The organism is Rhizobium sp. WSM409, assembly GCF_057653825.1.
Window position 1 is genome coordinate 4,723,922 of the sequence record NZ_CM172794.1, and the last position, 21,477, is coordinate 4,745,398.

Below are 21,477 nucleotides of genomic sequence, written 5' to 3' on the forward strand. Positions count from 1 at the left end.
AAATCGCTTCGCGCTTTGCCTGGCAAAACCGCTCTACACTTTTGCTGGAATTACTTTGGCAGCAATCTCAGCGGATCAATAGGGGCTGGCTGTCGGTCGGATGATGATCTCGCTGACATCGACATCATCAGGCTGGCTGACGGCGTAGAGGATCGAATTGGCGACGGCCTCGGGGCTGATGGTGATCGCCCTGAAAGCCTTCATGGCATCACGCGCCGTCGGATCGGTGATGGTGTCGGCGAGTTCCGATGTCGTCGTGCCCGGAGAGATGACGGTGACGCGGATACGATCGGACTCCTGCCGCAGTCCGTCCGAGATCGCCCGTACCGCGAATTTCGTCGCGCAATAGACAACCGCCGTCGGAGAGACGCTGTGGCCGCCGATCGAAGACAGGTTGATGATCTGCCCTGATCCCTGCGCCTTCATGATCGGAAGCGCCGCCGCAACGCCATAGAGAACACCCTTGATATTGACGTCGACCATCCGGTCCCATTCGTCGACCTTGAGGGCGTCGAGTAGCGACAGCGGCATGACGCCGGCATTGTTGACGATAACGTCCAGCCGTCCGAATTCGGAGCGGGCGAAGCCTGCAAAGGCTTCCACCTGGGAACGGTCGGTGACGTCAAGCTGTCGCCGGCGCACCGACCCGCCCTTTGCGGCGATTTCGCCGGCGAGTTCCTCCAGGCGCTCGGTGCGGCGGGCGCCGATGACGATATGGGCGCCTGCGGCAGCCAGCACCTTTGCCGCGGCCTCTCCGATGCCGCTGCTGGCGCCGGTGATGGCAATGACTTTCCCTTTGATATCAGACATTTCAAGCTCCATTTTTGCAGGTGAGATTTTCGTTACGGTTAGCTTGGAAAATCGGCGCTGAGCGTCGTCTCCGCCCAGGCGTCGAAATTTGTGCGCAGCGCATCGAGCCGTTCGCGGGCGATCTTCAGGGCGGGTGCACCGAGCAGCAGGCGCAGCGGCGGCACGTCCGCTTCGAACGCCGATATGATCGCGGTTGCCGCGCGCGCGGGATCGCCCGGCTGGTTGCCGGAGATCGAGCGGGTGGCCTGGCGCCGCTTGCCTGACGTTTCGGCGTAGTCTTCGATGATCGTGCTGGATTCGACCATCGACCGGCCGGCCCAATCCGTGCGGAAGGCGCCCGGTTCAAGGATCGTCACATCGATGCCAAGCGGCCTGACCTCATGCGAAAGCGATTCCGACAAGCCTTCGACCGCGAACTTGGTGGCATGGTAATAGCCGGTTGCGGCAAAAGCGACGAGCCCGCCGAGCGAAGAGACGTTGAAGATATGCCCTTGCCGGCGTCGGCGCATGCCCGGCAGAACCTGCTTGGTGACGGCGATCAGTCCGAAGACATTGGTCTCGAACTGGGCGCGTATCTCGGCATCATCGCCCTCTTCGATCGCCGAGAAGTAGCCGTAACCGGCATTGTTGACGAGGACGTCGATCGCACCGAAATGCGTTTCGGCGTCACGAACCGCGCCGGCGATGGAGCGGCTGTCCGTCACATCGAGTGCAAGGGCAAGCGCGGGGTCGCCGTGTTGCGCCGTGAGATCTGCCAGGGTCTCGGGTCTGCGCGCTGTAACAGCGGCGCGCCAGCCACGGGCCAGCACGGCTTCGGCGAGCGCCCGGCCGAGGCCGGACGATGCGCCGGTGATGAACCAGATGGGTGTTGGGGAAGACATGATCGTCATCCTTTCCGGCCGGCAAATGCGGCCTTCTTGTGTGGTGTTGCCTTTCGGGCGGCACGTCATTTGCGCCGAAGCACCATGCCACCGTGATGGAGGGTATTGCCGTCGACGAAATCGCCGTCGGCTGTGAAGCCCGTGTCATCCCAATATTCGATGTGGTTTCCGGTGACGTCGTAGCGTCCTCGATAGGCGCTTTCTCTGCTGCCACGGGCTTCGTCGTAACGGCCATTCGGCAGAAGCTCGTGGCGGACGCGGCCATCATCCGTAACCCACATGCCGACATAGGAATGTTGCTGCATAGCGTTCTCGCTTGTTTGTTGCTGGTGAGATTGGCGGTTCATGGCATCGGCGGCTGACGAACTGATCGCCGTGCCAGCCAGGGTGATCGCCGTGAAAAACGGCAGGACCGAGCTTTTGAAAAACTTTCGCATTGCCTTGCCTTTCGAAGAAGATTTGCCGATGAGTGGGTCTTGGCGTTGACCTCGACCTGAAAGATAGCGCGCCGATCCGCGGCGATTAAGTTGCCAATCCATGATGCCTTGGTTAGAAGTGCTAACCAATGGTCGACGATCTCGAAGGCATTTCAGTCTTTCTTGCGGTGGCGGAGGCGCGGAACTTCCGGCTTGCCGGCGAGCGGCTTGGCGTCACCCGTTCCGCCGTCAGCCAGGCCCTGCAGCGCCTCGAGGATCGGGTCGGAGTCGCCCTGGTCCAGCGCACGACGCGCAGCGTCAGCCTGACCGAAGCCGGCGAAGTGTTCTTCGAGGCGGTTCGTCCATCGGTCCGGCAGGTCAATGATGCGATGCAGACGGTCCGGGAAATGCAGGCGCGCCCGAGCGGCCTGCTGAGGATCACCGTTTCCTCGATCGCCGAGAACTTCCTGTCCGGCACCTTGCTGGCCGGCTTCATGGAAGCCTGCCCTGACATCAAACTCGATATCACCATCACCGATGACGAATTCGATATCGTCGAGGCCGGGTTCGACGCGGGCGTCCGGCTGGGCGAGGTGATCGAGCAGGACATGATCGCGATCTCCGTCTCCGAAGAGCAGCGACAATGCGCGGCGGCATCCCGCAGCTATCTCGACCGCCGCGGCCATCCCCGCCATCCCCGCGAGTTGCAGAACCACGCCTGCATCGGATGGCGCCCACGCCCGGATACGGCGCCCTATCGCTGGGAGTTCACCGAAAACGACCGCGACTTCGACGTCTCCGTCGATCCCACTGTTACGACCAACGACATGGGAATGATGATCCGTATGGCCTGCGCGGGGGCAGGCATCACCTTCGGCATGGCGGAAACCTTCCAGTCCTATATCGACCGCGGCGAACTCGTGCCGCTGCTGGAGGATTTCTGTCCACCCTTTCCGGGCTTCTATCTCTACTACCCCAGGCGCCAGAGGCAGCCGCTGAAGTTGCGCGCATTGGTCGATTATGTCCGCAGCTCCGACCGGCGGTAATGCGGTCTGGGCTTAAGCCGCCGCTGGTAAGTCTCGACGGCGATTTCAGGCCAGTCGCACGGGCTCAAATCCTGCGGCTTGGGCTGATGTTGCCGCTGGCATCCGGCTTTGATATTCCCGATGATAGAGGCCAGCGAGGCGGCGCGCGCTCTATAGACGCCACCGCTCGCCGCGCTTCCATCCTTTTGCGGAGAACATATGCTCGACGACGTCTTTCCTGTTCCGGCCAGGGCTTTGATCCGTCAGGGTGGGCGGGCCTGTTTTTATCGTCTCGTCAATACGAGCCCCTTGTTGATACAGGTGCAGTCGGGAACCAAGATCGTCATGGCCGATGATAAGGCTTTGCGCCTCGAAGCCGGCGCTTATGGCTTGCTGCCCGACTATCGACCGTTGACGATGGAGAACATTCCCAAGGCGCCGCAGAAGTATCAGACCCTGGCGCTTCCCGTTCCGCGACAGCTGTTCGAGGAAGCCTACAGCAGGATGGGGTCGATTGCCGTCCCATCAAGGCCTGTCCCGGCAGTCACCTCGGACCTGCCGGAAGAAGCTGCGGCATTGTTTGACTATTGCTGTCAGCCCGGCAATCTGACGAGGCTTCCCGGCGCCATTGCCAAGGCGCGGTTGCTCGAACTCATCACTTGGTTTGCGCTCGGCGGAGCGGTGCTGGGCCAATGCCAAAGTCCTCGGCTCGAGGACCGGCTGCGGCAGATGATTGAAAGCGATACGGCCTTTGATTGGACGCTGGGGCACGCGGCGCGCTCGTTCAACATGAGTGAAGCGACGCTGAGGCGGAAGCTCGCCGCCGAAAGTACCGGCTTTACTGAGATCTTGAGCGATACAAGAATGAACCGCGCCTTGGGCCTCATTCAAACCACAACCCTGCCGATGGCGCAGATTGCGCTTGAGGTCGGTTACGACTCTCCTTCTCAATTCGCGGCGCGTTTCAAAGAGCGGTTCGGCGTCAATCCGCGCCATGTCCGGGGTGGCTCTGAGCGTTTTGAGCGGATCGGGGCAGAAGTTGAGCGTAGCGGGGCAGATGCGCTTGCGCGGTGACGATAGTTTTCCGGCATTATCAACCGCAGGAAAACAGCATGCGTTTCATCACAGCAGTACTTCTCGCTACGTCCGTCTTCGGCGCGACGGCCGCACAGGCCGAAATGAAGCTCACCTCGAAGGATCTGGTCGCCAGCAAGTCCATGGCCGACGCGCAGATCTTCAACGGCTTCGGCTGCGCCGGCAAGAACATCTCGCCGGAGCTGACCTGGTCGGGTGCGCCTGAGGCGACCAAGAGCTTCGCCATCATGGCTTACGATCCGGATGCTCCCACAGGCTCGGGCTGGTGGCATTGGTCGGTGTTCAACATTCCCGCAAATGCCTCGGAGATTGCCACCGGCGCCAGCGGTGACAAAAAGCTTCCGGCAGGCGCCGTCGAAGGTCACACGGATTTTGGCATGTCCGGATATGGCGGCGCATGCCCGCCGGCCGGCGATCAGCCGCACCACTACAAGTTCACCGTCTATGCGCTCTCGGTGGACAAGCTCCCGCTTCCTGAGACCGCCCCGGCTGCCATGGTTGGCTTCTATGTCAGGGCCAATACGCTCGCCAAGGCCTCCGTCGAGGTGACCTACGGCCGCTGAAGCCGGCTTCGGATCCGCAGTCGTCATTCCCCTCATGACAACGGCCGGCCGAGGTAATTGAACCTTGGCCGGTCGTTTCCGGTCTGGGGCTTCCCTGGTCTGCAAACCTAGACGGTCATTGCTTCCCAGCAGATCAACGGACCGTCTTCGGCATCGACACGCTCGCCGATACGGATAAAGCCATTGCGTCCAAGAACGCGCCGGGACGTGATGTTGTCGACCCCGGTCTCCGCAGAGACTAAGGCCACGCGATGGTCGTTCCGCGCCCACTGAAGCAACTGCCCTATCGCCCGCGTGGCGCATCCACGGCTTTGGCGGGAAGGCGCAACCCCATAGCCGATATGGATATTGCCATCCCGCGGAACCTTGATGACAGAGCAAAGGCCGACGATCTCGTCATCCTCCACGATCATCCAGGCCGACGGTGAAAATTCCGCGCCGATGTCAGCGGCGAGGCGGCTCAACATCGCCAGGACTTCAGGAGGTGCAATGGCGCTGTCTTGGACAAGGCGCAGATGAGCAGGGGCGATGCCCTTCAGCAGCGCGTCAAAATCATGAGATGTTAGTTCGATAATCATAGTCTTCTCGACATTAGACATGCGCCGGCATTGGCGCGCGAAAGGCCGAGCGATAGAGCGAGGATCAGCTCTCGGTCACGATGCCGAGCGCCTCTATCCCTACCGCCGCAGCCGGTGAGTTCTGGATCGTTGCGACGGCAAACAAAGGCATTCTCCTCTAAGACGGAAATGCGAATAACAGTGCCAGGCGAGGATCGCAAGATGCTCCGATCGGGCGGCACCGGCTAACCGCAAGATCGGTCGAGCGCTGCGTTGCCTGAGGGATCTAGTTTGAGCTGCCACGGAGACCAAGACGAATGACCGCAGCGCTTCGGAACTATCATGAGCGGATGCAGCGAGTGCTGGATTATGTCGACCGGCACCTCGATGACGATCTCGATCTTGACGTTTTGAGCAGTGTCGCAGCCTTCTCGAAATTTCATTTCCACCGGCAGTTCACGGCGACCTTCGGATTGTCAGTGTATCGCTATATCCAGCTTGCCCGCATGAAGCGCGCTTCATACCGGCTGGCTTACAGGGACGAAGAACGCGTCACCGATATAGCGATGGATGCCGGTTACGACGCACCGGATGCCTTTGCCCGCGCCTTTCGGCAACGGTTCGGGCAATCGCCTTCGTCGTTCCGGAAATCTCCCGAATGGGAGCCGTGGCTTGCCGCCTTCGGGCCTCTCGACAATGCAAGGAGCAAGCTCATGCAGAAGACTTTCATCGCTGAAGACGTGATAATTCGCAATGTGCCTGCCACGCCGGTGGCGATCATGGAGCATCGGGGCGACCCTGCGTCGCTCGGCGCCACCATCCAGCGGTTCATCGCCTGGCGCAAGGCCGCTGGCCTGCACCCCAGGACAAGTCCGACCTTCAACGTCTGGCGCTCCGAGCGGCGTCCTCAGTCGCCTGCCGATTATAGCGTCGACCTTTGTGTCGGGATCAGCCAACCAATCGAGGCGAACGGCGAAGAGATCAAAGCCGGCGAGATCCCCGGCGGGCGCTGCGCGGTGCTGCGTGTCGTCGGCAACACCGACAATCTGGAGCCCGCCGCGCTCTACCTTTATCGCGAATGGCTTCCGGCCAGCGGCGAGGAAGCACGCAACTTCCCGATCTATTGCCAACGGCTGAGCTTCTTCCCGGAGGTGGCGGAGCATGAGGCGGTGGCGGAGCTGTTTCTGCCGCTGAAATAGCGTCCTCTGACGGCGGCTTGTCTATGCTGATAGCATGAGGTGGACAGGTCGTTGTCCACCTCAGGCCGGCCGGTTGGCGGCCATCGGATCGCGGATCGCTGTGCACTTCAAAAACCAATTACGAAATAAAACCAGTTGAGCTAACTTCCAACCGATTGCATAATGCAAGCAGGTCTGCGCGCGGATATGCCGTTTTAGGAAAGGAAGTGAAGATGGCTAAGCTTGTGTTCGGAATGAACCAGTCCCTGGACGGCTACGTCGATCATATGGCGTTTGCGCCAAGCCCGACACTCTTCCGCCACTTCATCGAAGAGGCTCAGCGGCAGGCGGGTAGTGTGTACGGTCGTCAGATGTATGAGGTCATGCGCTACTGGGACGACGAACATCCTGAATGGGATGCAGAGCGACAGGCTTTCGCGACGGCGTGGCGGAGCCAACCGAAATGGGTCGTCTCGCGCTCATTGGCGTCGGTCGGTCCCAAGGCCACGCTTGTTGGGGAAGATCTTGAGGCCGCGATCCGCGAACTGAAGGCGGAACGCGACGGCGAGATCGAAGTTGCCGGCCCCAATTTGGCGCAAAGCCTGACCGAACTTGGCCTGATCGATGAGTATCGAATCTACCTGCACCCAGTCGTGCTCGGTCACGGCAAGCCATATTTCGCCGGACCCCGGCCGCCGCTCCACCTGATGGCTCATGACCGGATTGGCGAGGATGTGATCAGGTTGACCTACGTTCCGGCTTGATCTCGGGACTCGCTAGATGGAAATCGCAGCTCGGCTTCCGACCGGATGACGGCAAGCGTCGCCGGCGACCTGCCGGGCGTCAGTCGCGGGATATGGGCAGCCCCGCGAGAAGCGGAGCGTATGCGGAGAGCCTGCGGGATACGAACTCCGTGAAGAGCCGCACGCGCTTCGTCTTGCGTGTCTCCCCTTGTGTGAGAAGCCAGAGCGTTCCGTACATGTGCAGGTCGGTGCCCGGCACCCTCACCAATAGGGGGTCGGCATCTCCGACGAAGCAGGGCAGTGTCGTGATCCCGAGCCCTTGCCGTACAGCAACGATCTGCGCCTCGCCGTCCGTGGTCCTGAATGGAACCCCCGTGGTGCGAATCTCACCCTCGCTGGCCCAATCCGGAATTCCATGAATGCTTATGACGATCCACCGGATCGGATCAGGCGCACCCGCACGCCAAGCGGCTAGTCGATCGCAGGACATGTAGACGCCGCCGAATATATCCGGTCCCTTCAGGCCGTGAAGATTGAGCGGCAGGGTTTTGCGGTCGTAAACGACGCGGATCGCCACATCGGCCTCTCGGTTGGTCAGATTTGCCAGCTCGCCGGACGACACGATTTCCATCTCGATATCAGGATGCAGACGCGCGAAATCGGCGAAGTCAGGCATGAGCAGGTGTGTCGCGAGGGGCGGAGCCAACGTCACCCGCAGAAGCCCGCGCACGCTCTGGTCGCGCCCGAAGACGCGCGTCTCCAGTTCGTGCGACGACGCTTCCATCTGGTTCGCGAGCTCGAGGACCTCCTCGCCCGCAGCCGTCAGGCGGTAGCCCGAAGGCAGCTTTTCGAACATCTGCGCCCCGAGGCGTTCCTCGAGCTGTGCGATGCGTCGCAGCACGGTCGCGTGATTCACTCCGAGGCCCTTGGCGGCAGCCCGCACCGAGCCTCCGCGCGCCACGGCCAGAAAGTAGCGAATGTCATCCCAGTCAATCATGGTGCAATCCGGCACCGCGCGGTGCGCCTTCCCAAGCCAGTATCTAACGCGTCGTACAGCAGTGCGGGCGGTCATCATAGCCTATGTAGGCAAGGACGGCCCGATTCCAAACGGCGCACACCGATCGTCGCGGCTGGCGTCAGTCGTCCGGCCGGATCGATTTTGCACCACCGATGTGCGCGCTTCCGCACTCAACGCCTGACTTTGGCGAACCTATTTTGAGGCTCTCGGGGGCGTCCCCGAACGACCAAAGGATGCATGACATGAACAGACTGAATGGAAAGACCGCCGTGATCACCGGCGGCGCTACGGGCATCGGCCGCGCCGCAGCCAAGCGCTTCATCGAGGAGGGCGCTTTCGTCTTCATCTTCGGCCGCCGGCAGGAGGCGCTTGACGCCGCTGTGGCGGACCTCGGGGCCAATGCGCGGGCGGTAAAGGGCTCGGTCTCGGATGAGGCCGACCTTGATCGGCTTTACACCGCGGTGAAGGCAGAGCGCGGAACGCTCGACATCGTCTTTGCCAATGCCGGGGCCGGAAGCCCGCTTCCGCTCGGCAATATCACCGCCGAGCACATCGATGAGACCTTCGACACCAATGTGAAGGGCACGATCTTCACGGTCCAGAAGGCGCTGCCGCTGATGGGCTCAGGCGGTTCGATCATCCTGACCGGATCGAGCGCCGGCACCACGGGCGCACCGGGATTTACGGCCTACAGCGCAAGCAAGGCGGCAGTGCGCAACCTCGCGCGGACCTGGGCTGAGGACCTGAAGGGCACCGGCATCCGGGTCAACGTGCTGTCACCCGGGGCGACGGCGACAGAACTCGCGAAAGAGGCGCTGGGCGAGGAAGGCCAGAAGGCCTACGGCGCGATGACGCCGCTCCAGCGTATGGCCGATCCGGAGGAGATCGGGGCGGTGGCCGCCTTTCTGGCGTCGTCGGACAGCAGCTTCATGACCGCCAGCGAGATCGCCGTCGACGGCGGCCTGGCGCAACTGTGACGCGCTGCACCCGGCCGGGCGCTCCATTCGATTATTCGGAGCTCTGTAGGGCTCGGCAGATAACCCAGCGCCGCTAAGGGTCGGGAAATCAATATCAACACAATATCGGAGAAGCATTATGAGCTACGCAATTGTAGGATTCGGCAAGATAGGCCAGGCCCTCGCCCACGCCTTCGCCCGTAAAAACATCGCCGTGACCGTCGCGAGCCGCCGGCCGTCCGAGGTGTTGGCGCCGCAGGCTCGGGCGATTGGACCCACGGTCGTCGCCAGGTCGCTGCGGGATGCACTCGAGGCCGACACGATCATCCTGGCAGTCCCGTTCGGCGAGCATCGCGAGGTTGCGAATGCCCTGCCGAGCTGGAAAGGCAAGACGGTCATCGATGCGACGAACGCATTTCCCGTCCCCGAAGAGCTGGACGGCCTCCCGTCCTCCGCCTTCGTCGCGAAATCGTTCACCGGCGCCAAGTTCGTGAAAGGGTTCAATCACCTGATTGCGGCCACCCTGGCTGCCGATCCGATCGTCGAGGGCGGGCACCGGGTCGTCTTTCTGTCGAGCGACGACGAGGACGCGATCGCTCCCGTGGCGGATTTGGCCAAACAACTGGGGTTCGCACCCGTCGAGCTGGGAAAGCTCAACGAGGGTGGCGCGCTGGTGCACGCACGCGGCCGCACTTGGGGCCAGCTCATCTTCCAGGATTTGTTCAAGAAGGAGCAGTAATCGATCTATGATCGTGTGATCGACGCCGAGAACTGGTCGCGCGCGCTAGCACGATGCGTAGATTCAAAGTGTTAGAGCGTCCTTCAGTGCGTCCGAAAGGACTCACGGCGCTCTAACATCTTCGAGCAGCGCGCGACCGAATATTTGAAGGCCACAAAGTCGTGAAGGTTGGGGTGGGCCCGACGGCGGTACTCCCCTCACTCCCACTCGATCGTGCCGGGCGGCTTGCTCGTCACATCATAAACCACGCGGTTGATGCCGCGCACTTCGTTGATGATGCGGGTGGCGGCGCGGCCGAGGAATTCCATGTCGTAGTGGTAGAAGTCCGCCGTCATGCCGTCGACGGAGGTGACGGCGCGCAGCGCACAGACGAATTCGTAGGTGCGCCCATCGCCCATGACGCCGACGGTCTGGACGGGGAGCAGCACGGCGAAGGCCTGCCAGATGGCGTCGTAGAGGCCGGCCTTACGGATTTCGTCGAGATAGATCGCATCGGCCTCGCGCAGGATCTCCAGCTTTTCGCGGGTGATGCCGCCGGGGCAACGGATCGCCAGGCCCGGGCCTGGGAAGGGGTGACGGCCGATGAAGCTGTCGGGCAAGCCGAGTTCGCGGCCGAGTGCGCGCACCTCGTCCTTGAAGAGCTCGCGCAGCGGCTCGACGAGCTGCATCTTCATGCGCTCCGGCAGACCGCCGACATTGTGGTGCGACTTGATCGTCACCGACGGGCCGCCGGTGAAGGAAACGCTCTCGATCACGTCGGGATAAAGCGTGCCCTGGCCGAGGAAGTCGGCGCCGCCGAGCTTCTTTGCCTCTTCCTCGAAGGTCTCGATGAACAGCCGGCCGATGATCTTGCGCTTGGTTTCCGGGTCGCTGACACCCTCGAGTTCGCCGATGAAGCGATCGGCCGCATCGACGTGCAACAGGTGCAGATTGTAGTGCTCGCGGAACATGGCGACGACGCCGGCCGCCTCGTCCTTGCGCATCAGCCCGTGGTCGACGAGGATGCAGGTCAGCTGGTCGCCGACGGCCTCGTGGATCAACAGCGCTGCGACGGAACTGTCGACGCCGCCCGAAAGCGCGCAGATGACGCGCTTGTCGCCCACCTGTTCGCGGATCTGCTCGACCGCCTTCTGGCGATAGGCTGACATCGACCAGTCGCCCTTGAGGCCGGCAATATTGTGAATGAAGTTGCCGATCAGCTTGGCGCCATCAGGCGTATGCACGACCTCGGGGTGGAACTGCACGCCGTAATATTTGCGCTTCTCGTCGGCGATGAAGGCATAGGGTGCGTTGGAGGAGGTGGCGACCACCTCGAAACCATCCGGCAGCGCGGTGACGCGGTCGCCATGGCTCATCCAGACTTGGTGGCGCGAGCCGGAGGACCAGAGGCCCTCGAACAGCTGGCAGTCCCTGTCGACCTCGAGGAAGGCGCGGCCGAATTCGCGGTGATGGCCGCTCTCGACCTTGCCGCCGAGCTGCATGCACATCGTCTGCTGGCCGTAGCAGATGCCGAACACCGGCAGGCCGCTCTCGAAGATGATGTTAGGCGCTCGCGGCGATCCCTCGTCCACCGTGGAAGCCGGGCTGCCGGACAGGATCACGGCCTTCGGCTGCAGGCGGTGGAAGCCCTCTTCGGCCGATTGGAAGGGAACGATCTCGCAATAGACACCGGCCTCGCGCACGCGTCGTGCGATGAGCTGGGTCACCTGGCTGCCGAAATCGACGATGAGAACGGAGTCGGGATGTGCTGTCTGGGTCATGGCGAGGCTTTAATGAAAAGCGCCTCGCCTGGCAATCCGGGAAATCGGCGGCATCGGGTTTTTATTGTTCCAATTGTCCCGTATTCAGAGGCTCAGAACCAGAAAACCCCATCCTCCAGCGCCGTGAACAGGCTGTCGACGCCGTAGGAGAGCTTGCGGTCGACGATGTGCAGATATTCGGTCCAGCCCGAAATATGCTGCAGCTCGACGGCGCCGTCGGAAATGCCGCGAAGGCCGATCAGCGGCAGCTTGTAGCCCTGGCAGGCGCGCAGCACCGCATAGGTCTCCATGTCGACCATGTCGGCGTCGATGCCGGTATAGGCGGCGCCCGAGATGATGTTGCCGCCGGTGGAAAGACTTGCTTCGGCAATGCCGGGAATGCGCAGCGGCAGATCGAGCGTTGCTGGCAGGTCGAGGAAGGGTGTCTTGCCCTTTTCGAAGCCGAGCGGCGAAGCGTCCATGTCGCGGTAGGAAACCGAAGTCACCTGATAGATTTCGGTCTGCTCCAGTTTCGCCGAACCGGCCGAGCCGAGAGACACGACGAGATCGGGCAGGTCGTCGACGGCATCCAGCCGCGCCAATGTCTTGCTCAGCGCGATGGCTGCCTCGACCGGGCCGACGCCGGTCATCAAAGGTTCGATGCGCGAACGCAGGAAGGGGCCGTATTCGGCCTCCGCCGCCATGACGAAAAGGATGGATTTCCCCGCGACCGATTTCAGTTCGAACTTCATCCCGTAATGCCCTCTCTACCGCGGATCACCATCATCGTTCCGGTCATGGAGGCGATGAGTTTCGCCGGCCCGTCGCTGATCGCGTAGCCTCGTCCGTCGGCGACGATGATGGTGGAGCCGGGTTTGGTGATTTCCCCGCGAAACAGGAAACGATCGCCCCGCCCCGGCGACATGAGATTGACCTTGAACTCGATCGTCAGGATCGAGGCTTCCGGGTCGATGACGCTATAGGCGGCAAAGCCGCAGGCCGAATCGAGCGCTGCGGAAATGATGCCCGCATGCAGGATGCCGTGCTGCTGTGTCAGTTTGACGTCGAAGGGTAGCTCGATCTCCACGACGCCGTGCTCGACGCGCGTCAGCTCCGCGCCGATCGTTTCCATCGCCGCCTGCCGCGCAAAATTACGGCGGATTCGCGCGCGGAAATCGCCCCTGTCAGTCTCGCTCATGTCTGCCCCTCTTGCAGCCGCGAAATTGGCATGGCGCGCCGCATTCGACAAGCTGGACATTGCTGAAATCGGTCCGGGCGGCGATGGAAACCCGGGACCGTGTCGCCGAGGCAACCTTTCACCTTTCCGTCGCCGTGCAAGCCGATACAGCTGGTCAGTACCGCTGGCCAATACCGCTGGATCGTGGCGATCCGATGCGAAGACGATTGCAGCTTCGCGCGGCGCGCGTATTCTCCGCACGCGTCGCGAAATGATGGAGTGCCGGCATGACGACGATATCGCAATCGGTCCGCAATTTCGAGACCTGGCTGGCCGTCGAACTCGGCGACGATCTCGTCAAGGACGATCTCCGGGAAAAGCACGAGAAGATGCGAAGTGGCGATTTCGTCTTCCTGCGCGCCACCTACTGGCGCTGGTGCGAGATCATCCTCGATATCTGCCCGGAACTTAAAGGCGCGCCTGAGATATTGGCGATCGGCGATACGCATCTGGAGAATTTCGGTACCTGGCGCGATATCGAGGGCCGGCTCGTCTGGGGTGTCAATGATTTCGACGACGCGGCGGTGATGCCCTATGCATTTGATCTCGTTCGCCTTGCGGCAAGCGCTGTCCTGGCCCGCGGCGACGACGGTCCCTCGGTTCGCATGATCGGCGAATTGATCTTGAGCGGCTATCGCCGGGGCCTTGAAAATCCGTTGCCCGTCATCCTCGAGCGCGACCACAAATGGCTGCGCAAGGCGCTGCTGCTGCCGAATTCCGAACGCCGAGAATTCTGGGAGAAATACGATATGTTGCTTCCCGGCAGCAAGCCGCCACCATCAGCCTACACCAAGGCGCTCGCAGACGCGCTGCCGTCCGGGGCAGGACCCTTCGTGCCGAAGCCGCGCAGCGGCGGCACCGGCAGTCTCGGTCGGCTGCGTTTCGTCGCCTATGCCGAATGGCAGGGTGGGCCGGTGCTGCGCGAGGCGAAGGCGCTGCTGCCGTCCGCCTGGTCGCTTCGCCACAACCCGCAGGACATGGCGATCCATGCGGAAGAGATCGCCAACGGGCGGGCGCGCTCAGCCGATCCGCACTACCGGGTCTCCGGCCGCATCCTCGTGCGCCGGCTCTCACCGAACAGCTGCAAGGTCGAAGTCGACCGGCATCCCGAGATCCTGCTTTCGCCGACGATGCTCGAACTGATGGGCTTCGAGATCGCCAATTGCCATTCCGACGATGCGGCGGCCGTTGCGGCGATCCTGAAGGATTTGGCGGCGCGGGGAAACGAATGGCTGCATGAGGCGGCAAGGGCCGCGGCATCGAGCGTCAGCGCCGAGCAGAAAGCCTATTCGCGTGCCAGCTAAAACTCTGCTTCCGTGATTAGATCCGCACGATGTGCTGATCCCAGGCGACGTCACTGCGGGTCGACAGGAAATCGCCGTCATAGGAGGAGACGGCAAAGCCGCTTCTGGCCGGGGCGATGCCCGCCGCATCCGGAATGGAAGTCTCAGTCAGCATCTTGCCCGTCCTTGCGTCGATGGTCACCGAGGCGCCGCCCTTCGGCGAGGTGATGCCGACGAGACCTTCGCTGCGATTGACGGCGATCGCCCCGACGTAATTGGCAAGCCTGCGCGTCGTCTCCTCCGGCAGGTCGATGAAGGAAAGATCTTCCCCCTTGGCGAAATGGCCGACAAGCGGCGGCAAATCCTTGCGGTGGCCTTCATACTGGCAGGCGAACCAGATGCGGCCCGCGCTATCGAGATCGACATGGCGGGTGGAGAGTTCTGCCCATTCCGCCGGCAGCACATGTTTTTCGACTAGCGCCCCGGTCGCCGCATCGATCAGCACCAGCGACGGCTGCATCTCCCCGAGATTGAGCTTGGTGCGGCCAAAATCCGGATGCGTCTCGATGCCACCATTGGCGACGATCAGCAGGCGTCCGTCGTCGGACACGGTCATGTCGTGCGGACCGATGCCGTAGGTTTCGAATTCGCCGATGCGGGTGAAGCGGTCGGTGGCGTCGTAGAGGCCGATCATGCCGCGATTGCCGTCGAAGTCGTTCTCGCTGGCGTAGAGCAAACGGCCGTCAGGAGAGAAGGCGCCGTGGCCGTAGAAATGCCGGTCCTCCCTGGAGTTGATGACGATCGGCTCGCTTTTGTTCCAGGAATCGAAGATCATCGCATAGGTGCCGGGCCGGCGCGCGAAGGCGACCGTCTTGCCGGTGCTGGCGCTGAAGGCCATGCCGTGGGCGCGGGCGGGAAGCGCCACCTGATCGACGATCTCGCCGCGCTCGGTCACGGTCGCAATGGCAAAGGAGCCGTCGGCTGTCCTAATGCCCGAGGCATAGACCGCATCGGCCCGCTCCAGCGCCATCAGCGACCTTGGCGTCAAGGTGGCAAGGAAGCCGAGCCCCGCCGCCTTGACGAAGCTGCGTCGGTCGATCGCGGCACTTTGCATCATCGTCTCAGTCTCCGTCCGAAAAGGAAAAGCCGGCCGAAAGGCCGATCGCCGCGCCATATTCGTCGCTGATCCTGGTGATCAGGTCGCGGCTGTCGGCAAGCAGCGTATCGAGCTTGGCCTTCTCCGCATCGCTTGTGGCGACATCGATGTCGGGATTGAGCTTCGGCACGCTGTCGAGCAGCGATTTGAAGTCCTCGTCGATCGCGGCGGCGATCGGCTGTTTGTCCGGCGGCAGAAGTTCGGCCATGCCGGCCTTCTGCCAGAGCGTGCGCAGGCCCTCCAGATTGGCGGCCATCGATTTCCAGGTATTTTTGGAGCGCCAGTAGATCGCCATACGCGGCCGCGGCGCGGTGTCCTTGCCCTTGTAGAACTGCTCCAGCCGCTGGTCGCGGACATTTTCCGCACCATGGACCAGAATGCCGAGCAGCGCGGTCACCGCTTCCTTGTTGTCCATGAAATCATTGCTCTGCGGGCCTGGATGTTTCCAGCTCGCCTGCACGCCGTCGGGCTTTTCCCAGGCGGCGACGACTTCGCCGGCCTCACGCTGGATATTGCCGGCGACTGCCTCGCCGTAAAGGCAGCGGAAACTGCCCTTCTGCCCGACGAGATCGTCGGAGCCGTTGCCATAAAGGACGTATTCCAGCGCCGTCAGGCCTTGCAACGCAACACTCTTGCCGGCGATCGCATCAACGGTCGCATCCTTCGGGTCGGCCTTGGCGATCAGCGCCTGCACCTGCTTGAGGCCGACGCCCTTACGGTCGGGATAAAACAGGATGTGCTCGAATAGATTGTCCTGGATAACAGGTCCGGTCTGGACGATCTCGATGATCGACCAATAGCGGATCGTGTCGTCGAATGTGGACTTCGCCTTGTCGAGCGTCTGCTGCGTGCCGTCGGCGCAAAGATCCTTCATCGCCGTCGTCAGCCGAGCGGCCGATTGTTGCATGTTGCGATAGCCGGGACGGATCACCTCGTCGACGGCGCGCTGCATGACGGCGGGAACGGCATCCTCGTTCAGCCCTGCCGGGGGAGTGGCCGTCTGGGCGACCGCTGATGTCGCGAGGCCGATCAGAGTAAGGCAGAGCAGGGGGTGCCAAAGGCGCATCAAAGTGACTCCAGGAATGTAATCAGGGCCGCCCTGTCGTCTTTCGGCAGGGAGGAGAAAGCGTTGCGGGCCTTTTCAGCTTCGCCGCCATGCCAGAGGATCGCTTCGGTGAGATCACGCGCACGGCCGTCATGCAGGAAAAAGCTGTGTCCGCTGACAGTTCGGGTCAGTCCTATACCCCATAGCGGCGGCGTGCGCCATTCACGTCCGCTTGCAAGGCCGACCTGCTGCCCGTCGGCAAGCCCGTCGCCCATGTCGTGCAGAAGAAAGTCGGAATAGGGCCAGATCAGCTGGAAGGACTGTGCCTTGTCCGGCGTATCCCGGCGGGTGACGAATTTCGGCAGATGGCAGGAAATACAGCCGCTTTCGTAGAAGATCCGCTTGCCCTGCAGCGTCTCGGGGAAACTCGCCTTGCGCCGCGCCGGAACGGCAAGATTTCCGGAATAGAAGGTGACGAGGTCGAGAATGGGCCCCGGCGCTTCTTCGGCGCCCAGCCGCTTCTGCACGCCGGTTGGCATATCACGGCATTTCTCTTCGGCCCGGGTGCAATCGCCCTGCGCATCCGGGTGATCGGGCGTCGAGATGCCGATATCGTTGGCGAAGGCATCGGCACTCTGGTCGCGCACCGTGGCGTTCTGTGCCTTCCAGCCGAATCGTCCGAGCGCGATCTTGCCGCTGCGGTGGTCGCGCACGATTGCTGCCTTGCCGGAGATGCCGTCGCCGTCGGCATCATCAGGATCGGCATGGGCCAGGATATCGGCCTCGGGAATGGCCTCGATCAGTCCGAGGCCGATCATCGCCGAGGCGACACGCGGCGAAATCGTCGTCGCGGGGTGGAGTGGTCCATAACCGAGGTTCGTCACCGCATAACTCGGCAGGCGCAGCGATACGGTCTCGCCGTCGCCGAGCGTCACCCTCTCTTCCTGGTAGCTGATCGCCATCTTTCCTTCTGCAGCAAGGCCGGGAACGGCAAGGTCCTGCAGCTGATGGCCGTAGACCGGATCGGGAAAATTGACGACATCGGCACTTGCGACCGCCTTTTCTTCCTCCGGCGTCGTGGCGGCGCGGGAAAGCCGCAGGAACATCGAGGTGGCGCTCGGGCCTCCCTCCGGTGGTTTGCCGCGGCCGTCATTGACATGGCAGCTCATGCAGGAGCGGGCGTTGAACAGCGGCCCGAGACCATCGGAAGCCTGCGTCGAGGAGGGAGCGGACACCCAGAGCTTGCGGAAGAGCGCGTTGCCGAGCTTGAAATTCTGCTCTTCCTCGAAGGGGATATTGGCCGAAATATGCGAGAAGCTGTCTTCGGTGACAGGGTCTATCGAGGTCGTAGCCCCTGCCTGCATGGCTTCGTATTGTTCGGCCTTGGAGAAATCCGCTGTCGGTCGGGTGACGGCGGCGACGCGTTTCAGATCGGCCTCGGAGAGGTCGGTGCGTTTCCGCGGCAGATCGAAACCGGCGGCGATGCTGACGGAAAAACCGGCAATCGTGGCGCAGAGCGCTACGCTGGCGAAAAATCGGCGGGCCGGGGCATGCGACATTTCAGGGTCCGGGCCGCTCCGGCTTTCGAAGCGGCCCGCCTTTTTGCTTATTTGAAGACGGCGTTAGGATTATCCAAGCTGTCGGAACCTTCAAGCTGAACCGTACCGAGATCGAGTGCGGCAATAACGCGCTGCACCGATTTCGTCTGATCGATCAGGCCGTCAATGGCGGCCTGAACGACGGCATTGCCTTCCTTGTTGCCTTCGCCGATCATCTGGTCGTACTTCTCGACGGTCTCGCCGCGCTTTGCCATGGCATTCATCGCATCGAGCGTCTTGTTGAGCTTGCCTTCTACTTCGGCATCGAGCGCCTTGTCCTTGGCGGCCACCAGATCATGCAGCGACGGGCCGCTGAGCTTGGTGCCGTCGACGCGGGTATAGTTGCCGGTATAGGCAGCAGCGATCCCGATCGCGTCGTTGAGATGCGAGTTGTAGGTATTGTCCGAGAAGCAATCATGCTCTTCCTCGGGATCGTGCAGCAGCAGGCCGAGCTTCATGCGCTCGCCGGCAAGCTCGCCGTAGGAAAGCGAACCCATGCCCGTCAGGATCGCGACGAGGCCGGCCTTCGGATCGGCTTCGACGTTCTTCGTCGCAGCGCCGTCCGGCGTCCAGTTGTCGGTCATTTCCTGCAGGTCGGTAACGAGCAGCGTGGAGGCGGACTTCAGATATTCGGCGCGGCGGTCGCAATTGCCGTGCGTGCAGTTCTTGAGGTCGTAATCGGTTGCCGGACGGTCGCCGGCGCCGGGACCCGTGCCGTTCAGATCCTGACCCCAGAGCAGGAATTCGATGGCGTGATAGCCGGTCGCGACATTGGCTTCGATGCCGCCGGCCTCAGCCAGCGTGCCGGAGAGGAATTCCGGCGTCAGCTTGGAGGCGTCGACATCCTTGCCGTCGATCTTGATCGTCTTGTTGGCGATGACATTTGCCACATAGAGAGAATTTTCGTCGCTCTCGGTGCCGTAGGAAGCATCGACATAGTCGATCAGGCCTTCATCGAGCGGCCACGCATTGACCTTGCCTTCCCAGTCGTCGACGATCGGATTGCCGAAGCGATAGACTTCCGTCTGCTGGTAGGGGACGCGCGCCTTGATCCAGGCCTCCCTGGCGGCCTTGAGCGTCGCATCAGTCGGCGCCTTCAGGAAGGCGTCGATCGCGGCGTCGAGCGCCTTGGCCGTCGTCAGCGAGTCTTCGTATTTTGCATGCGCCACGTCGGCATAGTGTTTCACCACGCTAGCAGCATCGGTCGCGGCATGCGCAGGAAGGGCGAGCAGGGCGGCGGGGGCAATCGCCAGCACGGCTGCGCGGAATGTGTTGAGCTTCATGATCCTCTCCTGTGACGGGATTTTCCGTCTACCGCATCGGCCCGAAAATCGGAATCGATTTTCGGAAAGCACGATGCGTCGATTCAAAGTGTTACAGCGTCCTTTGCGCGTCTGATAAGACGCGCGGCGCTGTAATCGGGCTCCGTCTCTTCGCGCAAAAGCAAACTGGTGTCAAACACTCTAGTTTGGAATGATTTTAAGAACGGACAGGCGTGGCTAACCGGTCATTTTTGAACGGCATTTGCTTGAAAAACCGGCAGTTGCTGAGGCCTCCGCTAAGTCGCGTCAGCCCTTCCGCTGCATGCGGCAGAAGAAGAAGCCGTCTGTATCGGTGGAAGCGGGGGTCAAAGTCACCGACAGGCCGTCGGAAGAGTGCGGACGCGGGGCGTCCTTTCCGAAGAGCTGATCCCAGGCAGGCAGGGCACTGACGATCTGAAAATCAGGATTGTCAGCCGTGAAGCGGCGCGCCTGTTCCTCGTTCTCTTGGGGCAGGACCGAGCAGGTCACATAGATCAGTTCGCCGCCTGATTTGACGAAGCTGCTCGCCTGCGCCAGCGCGTCCTGTTGCTGGGCGGTGCGTTCGTCGAGGTTCTTCGCCGTCAGCCGCCATTTCGTATCGGGGCGGCGGCGCCATGTGCCGGTGCCGGTGCAGGGCGCGTCGACTAACACCTTGTCGCAGCGTCCGGCAAGGGCGGCGAGCGCCCTGGCATCGTCATGCACCTGGACATTGCGTGTGCCCGCCCGCTTCAGCCGCTCGATGATCGGCGCCAGCCGTTTGCGGTCGGCGTCATAGGCGTGAACCTGTCCCTTGTTCTGCATGGCCGCGGCCATGGCGAGCGTCTTGCCGCCGCCGCCGGCGCAATAGTCGAGAACCTGTTCGCCATCATGGGCGAGCACCAGGTCAGCGACGATCTGTGATCCCTCGTCCTGAACTTCGAACCAGCCTTTCTGGAACGAAAGCTCGGCTGTCACGTTGGGAAGACGCGAGGCGCCTTCGCCAGCGGCAATCCGGATGCCGTAGCGGGCGATCTTCGCAGCATGCGCGTTGGCTCTTTCGAGCGCCTTGACGACCTTGTCGCGGGACGCCTTGAGGCTGTTGGCGCGCAGATCGAGCGTCGGGCGGGCGGCGAGCGCCTGTGCCTCGGCGAGCCATCCGGCGCCGAAGGCCTGTTCGAAGGAGGGTTGGACCCATTCGGGAATATCGCCGCGGATATGCGGCGGCGCATCGTCGAGCGAGCGGCTTTGAAAGGCCGCAACAGCGTCGGCTGAAAGCGGCGCCGGCGCAAATTTGTCATCCGCCAGCTCAGTGGCAAGACGGTCAGGTGTGAAACCCCATTGGCGGAACATGACGGCATGGGCAATGGCAGCAGGACTGTCGTCATCCATCAGCCATGCATGGGAAAGCCGCATGCGCAGTGCGTCATAGACGATGTTGCCGATCGCAGCACGATCGCCGGAGCCGGCGAAGCGGTGCGCAAGGCCCCAGTCCTTCAGCGCGTCGGCGACAGGCCGCTTGCGGGCATCGATGTCCGCGAGCACAGAAATCGCCCCTTCGAGGCGGCCGCCCAGACGCATTCACATGTCTCCTGTTGCCGTGGCGTGTGAACGATCAGCGCAAACGCGAGTGTCACGCAGTCGTTTGTTCACAAGTCTCAACCGGGTGGTAACCGCGATTGACGGCAAGAGCAAGCGCCGCTTCCGGCGCAGTCAGTGGCGGCCTCAGCTGACGACCTGGTAGCAGACCTTCGCAGTGCCGGAGCTCACCATGCCGATATTCTGCGCGGCGGCGCGCGACAGGTCGATCACACGACCACGGATGAACGGACCACGATCGTTGATACGAACGACGACGGTGCGGCCATTGTTGCGGTTGGTGACCTTCACCTTGGTGCCGAAAGCAAGCGAACGATGTGCGGCAGTCAAGATGGCAGGGTTCATACGTTCCCCGGAAGCAGTTTTGGAGCGAAGTGCGTACCATGAAGCACCGCCACAACCATTGCCAGCAAAACCTTCCGCCGGAAGCATGGAAGAACAGGCTGCAATAGTTACAGCGGCGACAATAGAACGACGTATGTTCTTCAAAACAGAGTATCCCTCAACTATTGAACTCACGCCCTTGCAGGCGGCGGGGCTTAAATCTGCGAAAAAGTGGCGA

Annotated in this window: 22 protein-coding genes; 8 read left to right on the top strand and 14 right to left on the bottom strand. The window is 62.2% G+C overall.

Annotation, left to right across the window (positions count from 1 at the left end):
- Positions 1–75: 75 nt before the first annotated feature.
- The 3 genes from AC25BC_RS23115 to AC25BC_RS23125 are packed head-to-tail and all read right to left on the bottom strand — an operon-like array spanning position 76 to position 2,128.
- Positions 76–810: an SDR family oxidoreductase gene (locus AC25BC_RS23115; protein ID WP_012759807.1), complete on the bottom strand. Its 735-nt coding sequence runs from the start codon at positions 808–810 to the stop codon at positions 76–78.
- Between the two features lie 38 nt (positions 811–848).
- A complete protein-coding gene (locus AC25BC_RS23120; protein WP_171815708.1) occupies positions 849–1,700 on the bottom strand; it encodes an oxidoreductase in 852 nt (283 codons plus the stop codon).
- 56 nt (positions 1,701–1,756) lie between these two features.
- The gene (locus AC25BC_RS23125; RefSeq protein WP_012759809.1) at positions 1,757–2,128 is read right to left on the bottom strand and encodes an Atu4866 domain-containing protein; all 372 of its coding nucleotides are present in this window, start codon (positions 2,126–2,128) and stop codon (positions 1,757–1,759) included.
- A 128-nt stretch (positions 2,129–2,256) separates the two neighbouring features.
- Here AC25BC_RS23125 and AC25BC_RS23130 point away from each other — a divergent pair, with 128 nt between their 5' ends.
- The 3 genes from AC25BC_RS23130 to AC25BC_RS23140 all read left to right on the top strand — a co-directional run bounded on the left by AC25BC_RS23130 (position 2,257) and on the right by AC25BC_RS23140 (position 4,790).
- Positions 2,257–3,153, top strand: coding sequence for a LysR family transcriptional regulator (locus AC25BC_RS23130; RefSeq protein ID WP_012759810.1), 897 nt, complete (start codon positions 2,257–2,259; stop codon positions 3,151–3,153).
- 198 nt (positions 3,154–3,351) lie between these two features.
- Positions 3,352–4,206, top strand: a complete 855-nt coding sequence (locus AC25BC_RS23135; RefSeq protein ID WP_128438475.1) for a helix-turn-helix domain-containing protein — start codon at positions 3,352–3,354, stop codon at positions 4,204–4,206.
- Positions 4,207–4,244: 38 nt separating this feature from the next.
- Positions 4,245–4,790 (top strand): YbhB/YbcL family Raf kinase inhibitor-like protein, encoded by a 546-nt coding sequence (locus AC25BC_RS23140; protein WP_012759812.1) that lies wholly within the window; start codon positions 4,245–4,247, stop codon positions 4,788–4,790.
- A 107-nt stretch (positions 4,791–4,897) separates the two neighbouring features.
- On the opposite strand, the gene AC25BC_RS23145 is transcribed toward AC25BC_RS23140, so the two are convergent.
- Entirely contained in the window at positions 4,898–5,389 is a 492-nt protein-coding gene (locus AC25BC_RS23145) for a GNAT family N-acetyltransferase (protein ID WP_041935616.1), read from the bottom strand.
- A 275-nt stretch (positions 5,390–5,664) separates the two neighbouring features.
- Between AC25BC_RS23145 and AC25BC_RS23150 the strand changes: the two genes are divergently transcribed.
- Positions 5,665–6,546 (top strand): AraC family transcriptional regulator, encoded by an 882-nt coding sequence (locus AC25BC_RS23150; protein ID WP_012759814.1) that lies wholly within the window; start codon positions 5,665–5,667, stop codon positions 6,544–6,546.
- A gap of 212 nt (positions 6,547–6,758) precedes the next feature.
- Positions 6,759–7,289, top strand: coding sequence for a dihydrofolate reductase family protein (locus AC25BC_RS23155; protein ID WP_012759815.1), 531 nt, complete (start codon positions 6,759–6,761; stop codon positions 7,287–7,289).
- A 79-nt stretch (positions 7,290–7,368) separates the two neighbouring features.
- On the opposite strand, the gene AC25BC_RS23160 is transcribed toward AC25BC_RS23155, so the two are convergent.
- The gene (locus AC25BC_RS23160) at positions 7,369–8,265 is read right to left on the bottom strand and encodes a LysR family transcriptional regulator (protein ID WP_012759816.1); all 897 of its coding nucleotides are present in this window, start codon (positions 8,263–8,265) and stop codon (positions 7,369–7,371) included.
- A 263-nt stretch (positions 8,266–8,528) separates the two neighbouring features.
- Between AC25BC_RS23160 and AC25BC_RS23165 the strand changes: the two genes are divergently transcribed.
- Both AC25BC_RS23165 and AC25BC_RS23170 read left to right on the top strand, forming a co-directional pair.
- Positions 8,529–9,263 carry an SDR family NAD(P)-dependent oxidoreductase gene (locus AC25BC_RS23165; protein ID WP_012759817.1) on the top strand — a complete coding sequence of 245 codons (735 nt, stop codon included), beginning with the start codon at positions 8,529–8,531 and terminating at the stop codon, positions 9,261–9,263.
- 118 nt (positions 9,264–9,381) lie between these two features.
- Positions 9,382–9,981 carry an NADPH-dependent F420 reductase gene (locus tag AC25BC_RS23170; protein WP_012759818.1) on the top strand — a complete coding sequence of 200 codons (600 nt, stop codon included), beginning with the start codon at positions 9,382–9,384 and terminating at the stop codon, positions 9,979–9,981.
- Positions 9,982–10,178: 197 nt separating this feature from the next.
- Here AC25BC_RS23170 and guaA read toward each other — a convergent pair whose 3' ends face one another.
- From guaA to AC25BC_RS23185, 3 genes are all read right to left on the bottom strand, one after another.
- Complete coding sequence (guaA, locus tag AC25BC_RS23175) at positions 10,179–11,741, bottom strand: glutamine-hydrolyzing GMP synthase (protein WP_012759819.1); 1,563 nt, start codon at positions 11,739–11,741, stop codon at positions 10,179–10,181.
- 92 nt (positions 11,742–11,833) lie between these two features.
- A complete protein-coding gene (locus AC25BC_RS23180; RefSeq protein WP_012759820.1) occupies positions 11,834–12,472 on the bottom strand; it encodes a 5'-methylthioadenosine/S-adenosylhomocysteine nucleosidase in 639 nt (212 codons plus the stop codon).
- On the bottom strand, positions 12,469–12,918 hold the full coding sequence (locus AC25BC_RS23185; RefSeq protein ID WP_003544704.1) for a PaaI family thioesterase: 450 nt from the start codon (positions 12,916–12,918) through the stop codon (positions 12,469–12,471). Before AC25BC_RS23185 ends, AC25BC_RS23180 begins: the two co-directional genes overlap by 4 nt.
- A gap of 266 nt (positions 12,919–13,184) precedes the next feature.
- Between AC25BC_RS23185 and AC25BC_RS23190 the strand changes: the two genes are divergently transcribed.
- Positions 13,185–14,261 carry a DUF2252 family protein gene (locus tag AC25BC_RS23190; protein ID WP_487778530.1) on the top strand — a complete coding sequence of 359 codons (1,077 nt, stop codon included), beginning with the start codon at positions 13,185–13,187 and terminating at the stop codon, positions 14,259–14,261.
- A gap of 16 nt (positions 14,262–14,277) precedes the next feature.
- Here AC25BC_RS23190 and AC25BC_RS23195 read toward each other — a convergent pair whose 3' ends face one another.
- The 6 genes from AC25BC_RS23195 to AC25BC_RS23220 all read right to left on the bottom strand — a co-directional run bounded on the left by AC25BC_RS23195 (position 14,278) and on the right by AC25BC_RS23220 (position 21,404).
- On the bottom strand, positions 14,278–15,357 hold the full coding sequence (locus AC25BC_RS23195; RefSeq protein WP_017995778.1) for a DUF1513 domain-containing protein: 1,080 nt from the start codon (positions 15,355–15,357) through the stop codon (positions 14,278–14,280).
- A gap of 4 nt (positions 15,358–15,361) precedes the next feature.
- Entirely contained in the window at positions 15,362–16,462 is a 1,101-nt protein-coding gene (locus AC25BC_RS23200; RefSeq protein WP_026157542.1) for an imelysin family protein, read from the bottom strand.
- A complete protein-coding gene (locus tag AC25BC_RS23205; protein ID WP_012759824.1) occupies positions 16,462–18,000 on the bottom strand; it encodes a di-heme oxidoreductase family protein in 1,539 nt (512 codons plus the stop codon). The genes AC25BC_RS23200 and AC25BC_RS23205 overlap by 1 nt, the downstream gene beginning before the upstream one ends.
- A 47-nt stretch (positions 18,001–18,047) precedes the next feature.
- A complete protein-coding gene (locus AC25BC_RS23210) occupies positions 18,048–19,322 on the bottom strand; it encodes an imelysin family protein (protein WP_012759825.1) in 1,275 nt (424 codons plus the stop codon).
- A 285-nt stretch (positions 19,323–19,607) separates the two neighbouring features.
- On the bottom strand, positions 19,608–20,897 hold the full coding sequence (locus AC25BC_RS23215; RefSeq protein ID WP_012759826.1) for an RsmB/NOP family class I SAM-dependent RNA methyltransferase: 1,290 nt from the start codon (positions 20,895–20,897) through the stop codon (positions 19,608–19,610).
- 144 nt (positions 20,898–21,041) lie between these two features.
- The gene (locus AC25BC_RS23220) at positions 21,042–21,404 is read right to left on the bottom strand and encodes a septal ring lytic transglycosylase RlpA family protein (RefSeq protein WP_012759827.1); all 363 of its coding nucleotides are present in this window, start codon (positions 21,402–21,404) and stop codon (positions 21,042–21,044) included.
- Between the last annotated feature and the right edge of the window lie 73 nt (positions 21,405–21,477).